The sequence below is a fragment of the Bradyrhizobium sp. HKCCYLRH3099 genome, from assembly GCF_051167855.1.
In the GTDB taxonomy this organism is placed as follows: domain Bacteria; phylum Pseudomonadota; class Alphaproteobacteria; order Rhizobiales; family Xanthobacteraceae; genus Bradyrhizobium.
This window is the reverse complement of the sequence record NZ_JBNPTW010000010.1, coordinates 26,880-41,135: the sequence shown is the minus strand read 5'-3', so window position 1 is coordinate 41,135 and position 14,256 is coordinate 26,880. Positions and strand designations below refer to the sequence as shown.

11 protein-coding genes are annotated in these 14,256 nt (G+C 66.2%); 7 read left to right on the top strand and 4 right to left on the bottom strand.

Features of this window, described 5'->3' with window-relative positions; translation table 11 throughout:
- Nucleotides 1-19: 19 nt before the first annotated feature.
- Entirely contained in the window at nt 20-799 is a 780-nt protein-coding gene (locus ACQR1Y_RS19735) for an SDR family NAD(P)-dependent oxidoreductase (protein ID WP_434877936.1), read from the bottom strand.
- Nucleotides 800-962: 163 nt separating this feature from the next.
- Here ACQR1Y_RS19735 and ACQR1Y_RS19730 point away from each other — a divergent pair, with 163 nt between their 5' ends.
- The 3 genes from ACQR1Y_RS19730 (at nt 963) to ACQR1Y_RS19720 (ending at nt 3,366) form a co-directional block, all read left to right on the top strand.
- Entirely contained in the window at nt 963-2,078 is a 1,116-nt protein-coding gene (locus tag ACQR1Y_RS19730) for a PQQ-dependent sugar dehydrogenase (RefSeq protein WP_434877937.1), read from the top strand.
- Between the two features lie 110 nt (nt 2,079-2,188).
- Nucleotides 2,189-2,923, top strand: coding sequence for an SDR family NAD(P)-dependent oxidoreductase (locus ACQR1Y_RS19725; RefSeq protein WP_434877938.1), 735 nt, complete (start codon nt 2,189-2,191; stop codon nt 2,921-2,923).
- 74 nt (nt 2,924-2,997) lie between these two features.
- Nucleotides 2,998-3,366, top strand: coding sequence for a CsbD family protein (locus tag ACQR1Y_RS19720; protein ID WP_434856266.1), 369 nt, complete (start codon nt 2,998-3,000; stop codon nt 3,364-3,366).
- A gap of 586 nt (nt 3,367-3,952) precedes the next feature.
- On the opposite strand, the gene ACQR1Y_RS19715 is transcribed toward ACQR1Y_RS19720, so the two are convergent.
- Both ACQR1Y_RS19715 and ACQR1Y_RS19710 read right to left on the bottom strand, forming a co-directional pair.
- Complete coding sequence (locus ACQR1Y_RS19715; protein WP_434877939.1) at nt 3,953-5,689, bottom strand: SGNH/GDSL hydrolase family protein; 1,737 nt, start codon at nt 5,687-5,689, stop codon at nt 3,953-3,955.
- Between the two features lie 139 nt (nt 5,690-5,828).
- On the bottom strand, nt 5,829-7,190 hold the full coding sequence (locus ACQR1Y_RS19710; protein ID WP_434877940.1) for a lytic murein transglycosylase: 1,362 nt from the start codon (nt 7,188-7,190) through the stop codon (nt 5,829-5,831).
- Between the two features lie 250 nt (nt 7,191-7,440).
- On the opposite strand from ACQR1Y_RS19710, the gene galU reads away from it, so the two are divergent.
- Nucleotides 7,441-8,316 carry a UTP--glucose-1-phosphate uridylyltransferase GalU gene (galU, locus tag ACQR1Y_RS19705; protein ID WP_434877941.1) on the top strand — a complete coding sequence of 292 codons (876 nt, stop codon included), beginning with the start codon at nt 7,441-7,443 and terminating at the stop codon, nt 8,314-8,316.
- Between the two features lie 18 nt (nt 8,317-8,334).
- Here the strand turns inward: galU and ACQR1Y_RS19700 are convergent, their stop codons facing one another.
- The gene (locus tag ACQR1Y_RS19700) at nt 8,335-9,852 is read right to left on the bottom strand and encodes a sensor domain-containing diguanylate cyclase (protein WP_434877942.1); all 1,518 of its coding nucleotides are present in this window, start codon (nt 9,850-9,852) and stop codon (nt 8,335-8,337) included.
- Nucleotides 9,853-10,027: 175 nt separating this feature from the next.
- On the opposite strand from ACQR1Y_RS19700, the gene ACQR1Y_RS19695 reads away from it, so the two are divergent.
- The 3 genes from ACQR1Y_RS19695 to ACQR1Y_RS19685 all read left to right on the top strand — a co-directional run bounded on the left by ACQR1Y_RS19695 (nt 10,028) and on the right by ACQR1Y_RS19685 (nt 14,252).
- Nucleotides 10,028-10,285 carry a DUF7662 domain-containing protein gene (locus ACQR1Y_RS19695; RefSeq protein WP_434856261.1) on the top strand — a complete coding sequence of 86 codons (258 nt, stop codon included), beginning with the start codon at nt 10,028-10,030 and terminating at the stop codon, nt 10,283-10,285.
- Between the two features lie 121 nt (nt 10,286-10,406).
- Entirely contained in the window at nt 10,407-12,200 is a 1,794-nt protein-coding gene (locus ACQR1Y_RS19690; RefSeq protein ID WP_434877943.1) for a peptide ABC transporter substrate-binding protein, read from the top strand.
- 258 nt (nt 12,201-12,458) lie between these two features.
- The gene (locus ACQR1Y_RS19685) at nt 12,459-14,252 is read left to right on the top strand and encodes a peptide ABC transporter substrate-binding protein (RefSeq protein ID WP_434856259.1); all 1,794 of its coding nucleotides are present in this window, start codon (nt 12,459-12,461) and stop codon (nt 14,250-14,252) included.
- Nucleotides 14,253-14,256 lie beyond the last annotated feature (4 nt).

Sequence of the window (14,256 nt, the reverse complement as noted above, 5' to 3'; positions counted from 1 at the left end):
ACATGCCGGACGGTCAGGGTCAGGCGTTGCGCGCCATCAGCCCGCCGTCGACCGGAATGACGGCGCCGGTGATGAACGAGGCGGCCGGCAGGCACAGGCTCAACGTCATGTGCGCGACTTCCTCGGGATCGCCATAGCGTCCGAGGGCGGTGCGGCGCCGCGCATAGATCGCCTTCTGCTCGTCGGGGATGCGCGCGGTCATCGCCGTCGTGATCGGTCCCGGGCAGACGCAATTCACGGTGATGCCGTCGCGCCCGAGCTCGACGGCGAGCGAGCGCGTCAACCCGGTCACGCCGGCCTTGGCGGCGGAATAGGCGCTGTGCATGGCGGTCGCGCCAAGCGCCTCGGTCGAGGCGATGTTGACGATGCGCGGGCTCGTCGAGCGCCGCAGATGCGGCAGCGCGGCACGGATGACGCGCTGCTGCGCGGTCAGCATCACTGCGAGTCCCCTGGCCCAGGCCTCGTCATAGCCGTCGTCGTCGATCGCGACGCGCACGGAAATGCCGGCATTGTTGATGATGATGTCGAGGCCGCCGAAATGCGCCGCGGCCTGGCCGACGACGGTCGTGATGGCCGTGGGATCGCTGAGATCGAGCCGCCAGACCTGCGCTGTTCCGCCCGATGTCGTGATGGCCTCGGCCACGGCGCGGGCGCCGTCCGCATCGACATCGGTGACGGCGACTTTCGCGCCCTCGTCGGCGAACACGCGCGCGGTCGCGCGGCCCATGCCCGAGGCCGCGCCGGTGATCAGCACGGTCAATCCCGCCACCGAGCGGCTGAGTTGCTTGTGGTCCTGCATATTTGCGGCTCACGGAAATATGCGCATCGCTTACGCGCTCTCGGCATTATCACTGATCGGGCGCATTCGGTAGGCACCGATCCGGCATGGCCGAATGCACGTTGCATCCGATCGGGATCGACACACTGGAGTGATCATGGCGTTCTCCAAGACATTCGCATGCATGGCTTTTGTGGTGGGACTCGTTGCGGGCACCACCGCGCATGCCGACAGCATCAATGCCGGCGGCCGCAAGCCGAGCGCGGTGCGGCCGTTCGACGCCAAGAGCATCGCCGAGTTCGACACACCCTGGGCGATCGCGTTTCTGCCCGATGGCCGCATGCTGATCACGGAGAAGCCGGGCCGGATGTTCCTGGTCACGCAGAGCGGCCAGAAGCGCGACATCGGCAACGTGCCCGCGGTCGCGGCGCGTGGTCAGAACGGGCTGCTGGACGTCGCCATCTCGCCAGGCTTCGCGACAAATTCGCAGGTCTACATCACCTACACCGAGCCGAGCGCCGAGGGTAGCCGGCTCGTCCTCACCCGTGCCGAGCTGTCGCTCGCGAATGATCGCGTGACGCTGAACGACCCCAAGGTCATCTGGCGTCAGACGCCGTCCGGCGGCGGCGGCCAGCCCGGCGGCATCATCGCATTCGATCCGCAAGGCACGCATCTGTTCCTGACCGTCGGCGATCGCATGCAGCCCACCAGCGCCCAGGACCCGCGCCAGGCGCGCGGCAAGGTGCTGCGGCTCAATCTCGACGGCTCGACGCCGTCGGACAATCCGCAGGCGGAGGACAAGGGTGTGCCAGCACAGACCTGGACCACCGGCCATCGCAATCCCTATGGCCTGGCCTTCGCGTCCGACGGGCGGCTCTGGCTGCACGAGATGGGGCCGCGCGGTGGCGACGAACTCAACCTGATCGTGCCGGGCAAGAACTATGGCTGGCCGTTGGTTTCGAACGGCGACAATTACGACGGCACGCCGATCCCGCGTCACGCGACGCGGCCGAATCTCGAGGCGCCACTGCTGTACTGGGATCCCGTGATCGCGCCGGCCGGGCTTGCCTTCTATGAGGGCGCGATGTTTCCGCAATGGAAAGGCTCGGCCTTGATTGGCGGTTTGCGGGCCCAGGCGCTGGTGCGCGTCGCATTCCGGCCCGACGGCCAGCCGGATGAGGCGGAGCGCTGGGACATGGGCAATCGCATTCGCGATGTCGCGGTCGCTCCCGATGGTGCGGTCTGGATCATCGAGGATGATTCACCGGGACGTCTGCTGCGCCTGACGCCGATGAAGTGACGCGCTGCCGCCCGCCGGAATTCGGAGGCGCTTGGCTTTTCGCCAGGCGTTGACAGCCTCAAGGCCTGTCCCCACACAGGCAGACCAACAACAACAAGGGGAGCAGGGAGATGAACGCGCTCGATTTCACGGGACGCTCGGTGCTGGTGGTCGGCGGCTCCAGCGGCATCGGCAACGGCATCGCGCAGGCTTTTCGCGCGCAGGGGGCGCAGGTCAATATTTGCGGCACGCGCGCGAGCGCGGCGGATTATTCCGCGGAGGAGGGCTCCGATCTCCAGGGTCTGACCTATCATCAGCTCGATGTGAGTTCGCCGAGCGCGATCGAGGCGTTCGCGCCGAAACTCGACCGTCTCGACGTGCTGGTCCTGGCGCAGGGCGCGGTGCTCTACCGGCGCGGCGAATTCGCGATGGACGGCTTCCGCAAGGTCGTCGAGGTCAACCTCATGAGCCTGATGGCGTGTGCGACGAAGTTTCACGGAGCGCTGCGCGACGCCAAGGGATCGCTGATCATCGTGTCGTCGACGGCGGCCTATCACTCGACCATGGGCAACCCGGCCTACAATGCCTCCAAGACCGGCGCGGTCGGACTGACGCGGACGCTGGCCGAGGCCTGGGCCGAGGACGGCATTCGCGTCAACGGCATCGCGCCCGGCCTGGTCGATACCAAGATGACCAAGGTGACCACGGCCAATCCGCAGCGTCTCGAGGGCGCGCTGCAGCGCATCCCGCTGCGGCGGCTGGGCACGCCGCAGGACATGGCGGGCGCGGCCTTGTTCCTGGCATCTCCGCTGGCGTCCTACATCATCGGCCAGACGCTCGTGGTCGATGGCGGTCTGATTTTGTAGTCGTCCGGAACCTGCGCCGTGCTGGCCGGTTAGCAGGCCAGCAATCCCGCACAGCGCAGAGAAGGAGAGCGGCAATGGATCAGGATCGGCTGACCGGTACGGCCAAGGATGTCGCAGGCAAGGTTGAGGGCGGCATCGGCGAAATGCTGGGTGACAAGAGCACGCAGGCCTCGGGGCGGGCTCGTGAGGCGTCCGGCGTCGTGCAGAACATGTACGGCCAGGCCAAGGACGCCGCGCGCGAGGCCAGCGACGCTGCGATGGATTTCGCCAAGGACACCTTCGGCAACAGCACCGAGTCGCTGCGCGACGGCACCCAGGCGCTCACCAAGCGGGTTCAGGACAACCCGATGGGCGCGCTCCTGGTCGCCGGCGGCATCGGCTTCCTGCTGGCCATGCTGATGCGGCCGTCGAGCCGTCCGCAGCCCCAGCGCTGGCGCTACTGAGTTTCCGTAGAACCTTCAGGCGACGACAACCCCGTCGGCCCGCATTCGATCGCGAATGCGGGCCGATCCGTTATGTCCGGTCCGTTACGTCATGGCCTGCGGAACGTGCCGCCGACGCCGCCGGAGCTTGACGGACTCGCATCCCATTTCAGACTTCGACAACCACCGGCCTTTCCGTTCCCTCCCCCCTTGTGGGGGAGGGGCAGGGAGGGGGGTGGCTCAGGACGCCGTACGCGGCAGTCAGCCACCGCCAGCGCAACCGATGGCGCCAAGTCAGCGAGCAATGGGGCCAAGCGCGACGCAATGCTTGCAACGGACGGATTTGAAGTCATCGGAGGGTTTGGAGGGCGTGTTGATGCCGTCTGCCAAGCTCTCGTCGACTGCGCCCGCGGCGACCCCCCTCCCCAACCCTCCCCCACAAGGGGGGAGGGAGCGGAAAGACCGGTGCAAGCGGAGAAGATCGCTGAGGCAAAGGTCGTGGAGACTGCGCGATCAGCACGGGCGGCGGCGTCGCCGCCCGCGTCAGATCGCTCGGATGCAGCCATATCGCTGCACCGTCATGCGTCTCACCTGAATTGCATCGCCGCTACCGCGGCGGCGCCTCAAGCACCGCTGCCGCGCGGCCGACTGAGCCCGGCGGCCTTGGCGGCGCGTTCGGATTGCGCGCGGCCGGGGGCCTCGCCGGCTGCTGTTGCGGCTGGGGCGCGCCGAAGCCGAAAAAGTCGCGGATGCCGGGGTTAGGCTGCTGGGCCTGAGAGGGCTGCTGCTGGGCGGGCGGGGCCGGTGTCGTCAGGCGCTTCTGCCGTTGCTGTGCTGGAAGCTGGCCCGGGGCTGCCGGGGCGGCCTCGGTCGGAGACGTCGCGGCGACCGGCGTATCCGGCTTGGTGAGCTCCTTCGGCGGCTCCTTGGCCTGTTCGCGGCCGACCTCGCGGCGCGGCCAGACAAAATCGTCGGCGCGACCGGCCGGCGGGCTCAGCGCCTCGCCCTTGACCAGAGTCCGCGCAGCCAGGGCATCGACATTGGCCGGACGCGACCCGGGGCCGCCGAGCAACTGGTCGGTGCCGACCGAGGAGGCGACCAGCGGCAGGATCGGGCCGGCGACCGGCCGCGGCGCAGGCTGGCCCGGGACCGCATTGGCGTCGGGCGTCGCCGGCTCACTCGGCAGCTCCAACGGCGCGGAGCGTGCGGCGAGCAGGCGGTTGATCTCTCGCTCGGCATAGTGGGCGAGCTTGCGGGCGCCTGGCCTCGTGAAATAGACGCCATCATAGGAGCGCAGCTGGCGGATCTGGCCCTCGAAATCGGGGCCCTTCTGCAGGAAGCGGCCAGCCTCGTCGACGAAGCCGTCCCAGACGTCGACATAGGTGATGCCGGCCTTGCCGGCGGCATCGCGATAGAGCGAGTCGAGATAGAGCGTGTCGGCGGTGCCCTTGGGGCCGCGCACCGCGGGCAGACCGACCCAGAGCACCGGCACGCCCTTGCTCTTGGCGACCGCGATCATCTCCTCGATCTTCTTGGTGTAGAGTTCGGCCCAGCGCTCGTCGCGGAATTCGTACAGGCCGCCCGGCGCGCGCGCGGCCTTCTCCGGCGCGGCGACGGCCGGCGTGTCGTTGTCGGCCTCGTCCTGCGGCAGGTCGCTGTCAGCCGGCTTGTCGTCGGGCTTGGCGGCCGTGTCTGTCTTGCCGTCCGGTTTGGCCTCGCCGGGCTTGGTCTCGCCTGGCTTGCCTTTCGCGTCCTTCTTGGCCTTGTCGGCCGCCTTCTTGTCGTCGGGCTTGTCAGTCTTCTCCACCACCGGCTCGCGCAGCGAGATGCGGTCGTTGAGGCCGAGCATGATGACGATGGCGTCGGCGCGCTCGGTCGCCAGGATGCCCTTGGCGGCGGCGGCCCAGTCGGCGGGGTCACCCTTCGGCTGGTATTTGATCAGGCCGGAATTGGTCTTGATCTTGCGCGTGACACCCATGTCAGGCTGCTCGGAATAGGCGTCTTCGAGGCCGTAGGCGAGCCAGTCGGCCATGCCGTCGCCAAGCACCAGGACGTAGCGCTCCGGAGCGCTGTCGCGCTTCTCGGGTGGAGGCGCCTTGGAATAATCCTGCGTCACCTTCTTCGGCTGCTGCTGCGGGTAGGGCGCGAAGAAGTCGTTGCCGAACCAGCCACCGCCGCCCCCGCCACCGCGGGGCGCCGGCCGCGGCGAGGCGAACGGGTTGAAATTGAAGAACTGGGCCGAGGCCGGACCGGCAATGCCGACGAGCATGGCAATGACGACCGCCAACACCACCAGCGGGCCGGGCTCGTTCAACAGCTTGAGGAAGGACTTCAGCTTTGACATGCGCACCCGTCGCGCGGCGAAATCGTCGTAACCTTATAATAGGAGCCGAATCAGGCCGCAAACGGGCATTCACCGGATGGTGTTGATCGGCCCCGCGATTGCCCCGAAAGGTTACCGCTCAGGCCGAAAATGCGGGCTTTCAGCGCCCGCGCAGCCGGTCCAGCACCTCGGAGGTCGCAAAACCGTCCGCCGGGGCGCCGATCGAAGCCTGGAAGTTCCGCAGCGCTTCCCGGGTCTGGCCACCGAACTGGCCGTCTGGGGTTCCGCGGTAATATCCGCGGTCGGCCAGCAGCTGCTGCAGTTCCAGCCGCTCCGCCCGCGACAGCGTGCGTTCCTCGCGCGGCCAGGCCTGGACGAAGGCCGGCGCGCCGCGCAGCCGGTCGGCGAAATGGCCGATCGCCAGCGCATAGGCCTCGGCCGGGTTGTATTTCATGATGACGCGGAAGTTCTGCAGCATCAGGAAGCCGGGGCCCTGAGCGCCCGCCGGGGCCAGCAGGTAGGCCTTCTCGTTGGTCGCCGGGAACGGCTGGCCATTGGCGCGCTTGAGTCCGAGCTGCTCCCACTGGCCAAAACTCATGCTCTTGGCGCGGTCGGCGAGCATGTAGTTGAAACCCTGGGGAACCACGACCTCGTAGCCCCAGCTTTGGCCGCTCTGCCAGCCGTCCTTCTTGAGGTTGTTGGCGGTCGAGGCGATCAGGTCGGCGGGATTGTCGACGACGTCGCGGCGGCCGTCGCCATCGGCATCGACGGCGAAGCGCTTGAACGCGGTCGGCATGAACTGGGTCGGGCCGAAGGCGCCGGCCCAGGAGCCGCGCAACTGTTCGGGGCGGAGGTCGCCACGGTTGAGGATCTCCAGCGCCGAGAGGAACTCGTCCTTGAAATAGGCCTGGCGGCGGCCGATGCAGGCGAGCGTCGCGGTCGACTGCAGCACGCTGCGATCGCCGATCTGCGTCGAGTAGTTGGATTCGATGCCCCAGATCGAGGCGATGATGTAGCGGTCGACGCCATAGGCGCGCTCGGTGGCGTCGAACTGCGCCTTGTACTTCGCCAGCACCTCGCGGCCCTTGGCCAGGCGATTGTCGCTCACCAGGATGTCGAGATAGTCCCAGATCGACTTGGTGAATTCGGGCTGGGCGTCGAGCAGGTCCATGATGCGCAGGTCCGGCGACAGCCCTGCGGTGAAGCGCTGGAAATTGTCCTGGGTGATGTTGCGTCTTGCGGCATCTGGCCACATGCCGGCGACGCAGGCGTCGAAATTGCCGGCGGCGTCGCGGATCGCGGCCGCCGTCATCAGCGGATGGCCGGAGGCGCCGTCCTCGCCGCTCCAGGGCAGCGGGCCGTTGCCCGACGGTGTTTGGGCCGGCTGATTCGGGGCCGGATTGCCTTTGCTCAGCGTGCCCGTGAACAGGCTGTCGAGAAAGTTCAGCGGACCCCCGCTCGACTGCGCCGATGCGGAACCGGACACCGCCGCCAGCATGCCTGCCAGCACACCGGCTCTCATGATTCTCGCCATTTCGGCCCGTTCTGCCATGCGTCGATCCGTGCAGCGTCTGAAACAAGGCCTCCCAGGAGGCGCGTTGCTTCTTAACAGGAGATTAACAAGGTTGATGATTTCCGCAGCGAAATTTAGCCGTCGCACGCGGGTCGGCCGGAACCCTCGACCAACATCCGCCTTTGTTCTCGGCTGCAAACGAGCTACCAAGATGCGATCGATTTCGCATTCATATCGTCACAAGGTTTAATCTGTCGCCATGAAGATCCGCAAAGCCGTTTTTCCGGTCGCCGGCCTCGGTACCCGCGTCCTTCCCGCCACCAAGGCGATGCCGAAGGAGATGCTGACGATCGTCGACAAGCCGCTCATCCAGTATGTCTTCGATGAGGCCAAGGAAGCCGGCATCGAGCATTTCGTGTTCGTGACCGGACGCAACAAGACCTCGATCGAAGATCATTTCGACCGGATGTATGAGCTCGACGCGACGCTCGCGGCGCGCGGCAAGAAAACCGAAATCGATATCCTGGCGCGCGACCAGCCGGAGGCGGGCGCCGTCAGCTTCACCCGCCAGCAGGCGCCGCTCGGCCTCGGTCATGCCGTGTGGTGCGCGCGCGACATCGTCGGCGACGAGCCGTTCGCGGTGGTACTGCCAGACGAGCTGGTGCTCAACTCGCCCGGGTGCCTGGCTCAGATGATTGCTGCCGCCAGCAAGCTGCCCGAGAAGAGCAACGTGCTCGCCGTGCAGGAGGTGCCGGCCGACCAGACCCATCAATACGGCATCTGCGGCGTAGGCAAGCGCGACGGCAAGATCTTCGAGGTCGACGGCATGGTCGAGAAGCCGGCCAAGGGCACCGCGCCGTCGAACTTCTCGATCACCGGGCGCTACATCCTGCAGCCGGAGATCTTCAAGATCCTGGCGACGCAGGAGCGCGGCGCCGGCGGCGAGATCCAGCTGACCGACGCGATGATCGGCCTGTCGAAGACGCAGAAGTTCTACGGCGTCGATTTCGACGGCGAGCGGCATGATTGCGGTTCGAAGTCCGGCTTCCTGAAGGCCAACATCGCCTTCGCCATGGCGCGTTCCGACCTGCGCGACGGCCTGCGCGCCGACATGAAGAAGTATCTCGAAGGATAGCGCTAAGAGCTGGCGGCCTCACGCCGCCAGCGATGGCGGGACGGGCGTCGTCGCGAGTTGCGGCACGCTCGCCGTGGCGCAGCAGTTGCGGCCGGCCGCCTTGGCGGCATAGAGCGCGGTATCGGCGGCATGCAGCAGGCCGGTCCAGTGCGTCGTGCGAGACGGCGTGACGCTGGCGACGCCGATGCTGATCGACGTGTTGCAGGCATCGCCCGCCCACAGCGCGACCTTGCAGCGGATCGTCTCGGCGACATGCAGCGCATCGGCTTCCGCGGTCCCCGGCAGCAGCACCGCGAATTCCTCGCCGCCATAGCGCGCGGCGCAATCGCCGGCGCGACGCACCGAGTCGGAGATGCACACGGCGATGCCGACCAGGATCTGGTCGCCGGCTTGATGCCCGTGCGTGTCGTTGTAGCACTTGAAGTGATCGGCATCGATCATCAGAAGGGCCAGCGGCGCGCCGGCGCGATGGGCCCGCCGCCATTCGATCTCGATGGTCTCGTCGAACTTGCGCCGGTTCTTCAGCCCGGTCAGCGGGTCCGTGGTCGCGAGCTGCTCCAGCCGCCGCTCGACCTTGGCTCGGAGCTGGATTTCGCGCGCGGCGACCTGGGTTGCGGCGAGCACGAACACGATCAGCGCCAGCATCAGCGCGCCGATCTCCGCGGCCTCGTTGCGCCAGACCGCGTAGACGCTGTCCCAGGACCTCGAGGCGATCACCACCAGCGGCTCGGTGCCGTTGCGCCAGACCAAGAGCCGCGGCACGTCGTCCAAGGCGCCGGTGCTGCTGAGCCAGCCGGCCGGCTCGGTGAGCGCACGGGTCACCGCGGGCGCCCGGGCCAGGTTGCGGCCGATCGCGCCGGCGTCGAGCGGGGCCGTCACGATGACGGTGCCGTCGCGTCCGAGCACGGTCAGGCTGACGCCCGACGCGAGCGACAGGCGGCTGAACAGGTCGCGGAAATAAGTGAGGCGAATGGTGCCGGCGACGACGCCGAGAAAGCGCCCGTCGGGCGCGGAGATGCGCCGGCTCAGCACGATGGAATATTGCCCGCGGTCCTCGGCGGGCCGGCTGACCTGAAGGCCGGCGTCGTTGCGATCGCGGTGGACCTGGAAGAAGTCGGCGTCGCTGCGATCGTCAGGCGCCGGATCGAGCGTCGACGAGTCGATGGTCAGGCGTCCCTTGGCGTCGAATACCTTGATGGCCCCGAAATTCTTCGCGGAGGAGGCGCGGTCGAACAGGATGAGCTGGCGGACCGGCTTGCTGACCTCGTTGATTTCGGGCAGCAACATGTTGGCGGCGACAGCGCGTAAGGAGAGATCGTAGAGCTCGATGTTGCGGCTGATGTCGGCGCCGATGCCGGCGGCGAGATTCTCCAGCGATTGCCGGGCGCGCACCGCCTCGCCGCGGCGAAGGTCGATCATGACGCTGGCGCAGATGGCGGAGAAGCCGATGATGGTCGAGATGGAGCAGGTGATGAGCGTGCGCGCCGATAGCCGCCACGGCTGCTTTGCCCGGCCTGTTCGGCGCTGCAGTGGCATCGGTCCCACCCCCGTGGAGTCCCGTCCGTAGAGTAACGGGTCACCCGGGAGTAACGCATGTTAGGTTAACGAGGGGTTGCGACGGTCGCGCGGCCGCCGCGCCCGCTTCGGATGAAGATGGAATCGATAAGAATGGCGTCGAGAAGCATGGCGTCGAGAAGCATGGAGTCGAGACTTGCCGGACTATGATGCGCTGCGCGACTATCTCAAGCGGCAGACCCGCCCCGAGCTCGTGCTCAGCGTCGAGGAGATCGAGGAGCTGATCGGCGACAGTTTGCCGCGCGCGGCGCAGCGGGCGTCGTGGTGGGATAGTCTGCGCAGCCCGCAGGAGAAGATGCCACAGCGCGAAGCGTGTCTGGCGGCCGGCTATGTCGCCACCCGCATGCCTGACGGCAAGGGCGTCCGATTCCGCAGGCTGAAGGCCGAGCGCTAAGGAGATACCTTTTCTCGGTAACGTTTGGTCCCTATCGTGCGCGGGAACCGGCGACGCTGCGTCGGTTGAGCCGTCCGGCGCGATCGAGCGCCGGTGCTGTCGACGATCTGGAGAGACTGAAATGAACGAACAGGACCTGCGCCACGAGATTGCTGCGGTGAAGGCGGGGCGGCTGTCGCGCCGCGACTTCGTGCAGCGGATGCTCGCGCTCGGGCTGACCGCGCCGCTGGCCGGCATGATGCTGGCCCATTCGGGAGTGGCGATGGCGGCGCAGGAATTTCCCTACAAGCCGACCAAGGCCGGCGGCGGCGGGCCGCTGAAGATCCTGTTCTGGCAGGCACCCACGCTGTTGAACCCGCATTTCGCCATCGGCGCCAAGGATCAGGAAGCGGCGCGGGCGTTCTACGAGCCGCTGGCCGGATGGGATGCCGACGGCAATCTCGTGCCCGTTCTCGCGGCCGAGATCCCCAGCGTCGCGAAAGGCACGGTGGCCACGGACGGGACCTGGGTGATCTGGAAGCTCAAGTCCGGCGTCAAATGGCACGACGGCCAGCCGTTCACCGCCGACGACGTGATCTTCAACTGGCAGTTCGCCACCAATCCGGACACGTCGGCGGTCACCATCGCTGACTACAAGGAGATCAAGGAGATCGAGCGGATCGACGACCACACGGTTCGCCTCGTGTTCGCCAAGCCGACACCGCTATGGTTCACCGCCTTCGTCGGCGGCCGCGGCGCGATCATTCCGAAGCATCTGTTCGGCGACTATGTCGGCGCCAAGTCGCGCGAGGCGCCGAACAATCTCAAGCCCGTCGGCACCGGCGCCTATCTCTTCGTCGACTTCAAGCCGGGCGACATGCTGACCGCCAAGCTCAACCCGAACTATCACGTCGCCAACCGTCCGTACTTCGATACGCTGGAGATCAAGGGCGGCGGCGACGCCGTGTCGGCGGCGCGCGCGGTGCTGCAGACCGGGGAATACGACTACGCCTGGAATCTGCAGGTCGAGGACGAGATCCTGGTCAAGCTCGAGGCCGGCGGCACCGGCGTGGCCGAGATCGTGGCGACCGGCAATCTCGAATTCATCATGCTCAACGCCACCGACCCCAATGTCGAGGTCGACGGCGAGCGCGCGAGCCTCAAGACCAAGCATCCGCTGTTCTCCGATCCCGCGGTGCGCGAGGCGATCAACCTCTTGATCGACCGCGCCTCGATCCAGAAGTTCATCTACGGGCGCGGCGGCATCGCCACGGCGAACTGCGTCAACAATCCCGAGCGCTACCGTTCCAAGAACACCAGCTTCGAGTTCAACATCGAGAAGGCCAACCAGATCCTGGAGAACGCCGGCTGGAAGAAGGGCGCGAGCGGGCTGCGCGAGAAGGACGGCAAACAGCTCAAATTCGTGTTCCAGACCTCGACCAACGGGCCGCGGCAGAAGAACCAGGCGATCATCAAGCAGGCCTGCCAGAAGGCCGGCATCGAGATCGAGCTGAAATCGGTGGTGGGCTCGGTGTTCTTCTCCTCTGACGTCGCCAATCCCGACACCTACTCGCATTTCTATTGCGACATGGAGATGCTGATGATGACGATGTCGTCGCCGGAGCCGCAATCGTTCCTGAGCCAGTACGTCTCCTGGGAAGCGGCGAGCAAGGCCAACAAATGGCAGGGCCGCAACGTCTCGCGCTGGCAGAACAAGGAGTATGACGACCTCTACAACGAGCTGCTGCGTGAGCTCGACCCGGTGAAGCGCGCGGCGCTCTATATCAAGCTCAACGATCTGGTCTGCGCGGGCCGTCACGTGCTGCCTGAGCTCAACCGTCCGCGCGTCAGCGGCATCCGCAAGGGTCTGCAGACCCACTCCTCGGGCTGGGACAACGATCTCTGGCAGCTGCCGAACTGGTATCGCGAGAGCTGAGCACACGCGGCGATTGCAGCATCTGGCCTCGCTGGTGCAGCGCTACAGTTCCGCCGCGTAGTTCCATTTTCCGGGTGCTGTGCAGCGCAGATTGTCGCACCGCAAAGGTGCGACAATCGATCCTTTCCATCTTGCGAAATTGGCCCGGATTCTGCTTTGACAGTCGCTTCGAAGGCTGATCCAATTTTGTGCAGCTCCGCGCCGATGCATCGCGGGGCGCGTTTTTTTGGGCATCAGCACCAGCTTGGAGCCGATTGAATGAACGAGCGTGACCTCCGTAACCAGATCGCTGATGTCAAAGCGGGACGCCTGTCGCGGCGCGAATTTGTGCAGCGGATGATTGCCGTGGGGCTGACCGCGCCGATGGCCGGCGCCATGCTCTCCTATTCCGGCATCGCGGTGGCCGCCGACGCCATTCCCTACAAGCCGACCAAGGCCGGCGGCGGCGGTCCGCTCAAGCTTCTGCTGTGGCAGGCGCCGACCCTGCTCAACCCGCATTTCGCCATCGGCACCAAGGACCAGGAGGCCTGCCGCCTGTTCTACGAGCCGCTGGCGGGCTGGGACAAGGAAGGCAATCTCGTTCCGATTCTGGCGGCCGAAATCCCGAGCAAGGAGAACGGCGGTCTTGCCGCCGACGGTCTGTCCGTCACCTGGAAGCTGAAGCCCGGCGTGAAGTGGCACGACGGCAAGCCGTTCACGGCCGACGACGTGATCTTCAACTGGGAATACGCCAACAATCCCGAGACCTCGGCGGTCTCGATCGGCAGCTACAAGAACATCAAGGCGATCGAGAAGATCGACGACCTCACGGTGAAGCTGATCTTCCCGCAGCCGACGCCGTTCTGGGCCGACGGCTTCGTGGCGTCGTTCGGCTGCATCATTCCCAAGCATCACTTTGCGGACTACATCGGCAGCAAGTCGCGCGAGGCGCCGGCGAACCTGAAGCCGATCGGCACCGGCCCCTATATGTTCGTGGACTTCAAGCCGGGCGACACCGTCGCCGGCAAGCGCTTCCCGGACTATCACGTTCCGACGCAGCCTTATTTCGACACGGTCGAGATCAAGGGCGGCGGCGACGCGGTGTCGGCGGCGCGCGCGGTGCTGCAGACCGGCGAGTATGACTACGCCTACAATCTGCAGGTCGAGGACGAGATCCTTCAGAAGCTCGAGGCCGGCGGCCAGGGCAAGGCCGATCTCACGCTGACGGGCCACATCGAATATATCGGCCTCAACGTCACCGATCCCAACACCGAGGTCGATGGCGAGCGCGCCAGCCTCAAGACCAAGCATCCGCTGTTCTCCGATCCCGAGGTGCGCAAGGCGCTCAACCTGCTGATCGACCGCGCCTCGGTGCAGAAGTTCATCTATGGCCGCGCCGGCGTCGCGACGCCGAACTTCCTCAATAATCCCGAGCGCTTCCGCTCGAAGAACAATACGTTCGAGTTCTCGATCGAGAAGGCCAACCAGATCCTCGACGCGGCCGGCTGGAAGAAGGGCTCCTCCGGCATTCGCGAGAAGGACGGCAAGCCGCTCAAATTCGTGTTCCAGACCTCGATCAACGGCCCGCGCCAGAAGAACCAGGCGATCATCAAGCAGGCCTGTCAGAAGGCCGGCATCGACGTCGAGCTGAAGTCGGTCGTGGCCTCCGTGTTCTTCTCCTCTGATGTCGCCAACCCCGACACCTACTCGCATTTCTACTGCGACATGCAGATGTACCAGACGACGATGCCGCAGGCCGATCCGCAGTTCTTCATGAACCAGTTCACCTCGTGGGAGTGCGCCACCAAGGAGAACAAGTGGCAGGGCCGCAACGTCTGCCGCTGGCAGAACAAGGACTATGACGAGACCTACAAGCTGGCCCAGAGCGAGCTCGATCCCGTCAAGCGCGCCGCGCACTTCATCAAGCTCAACGACCTCGTCGTGCGCGACAACTACGTGCTGCCCGAGATCAACCGGCTCAACGTCATCGGCGTCAAGAACGGCATGGTCCTGTACAAGAGCGGCTGGGACAACGACCTCGCGTTCATCGCGACCTGGCATCGGGCGAGCTGACGCG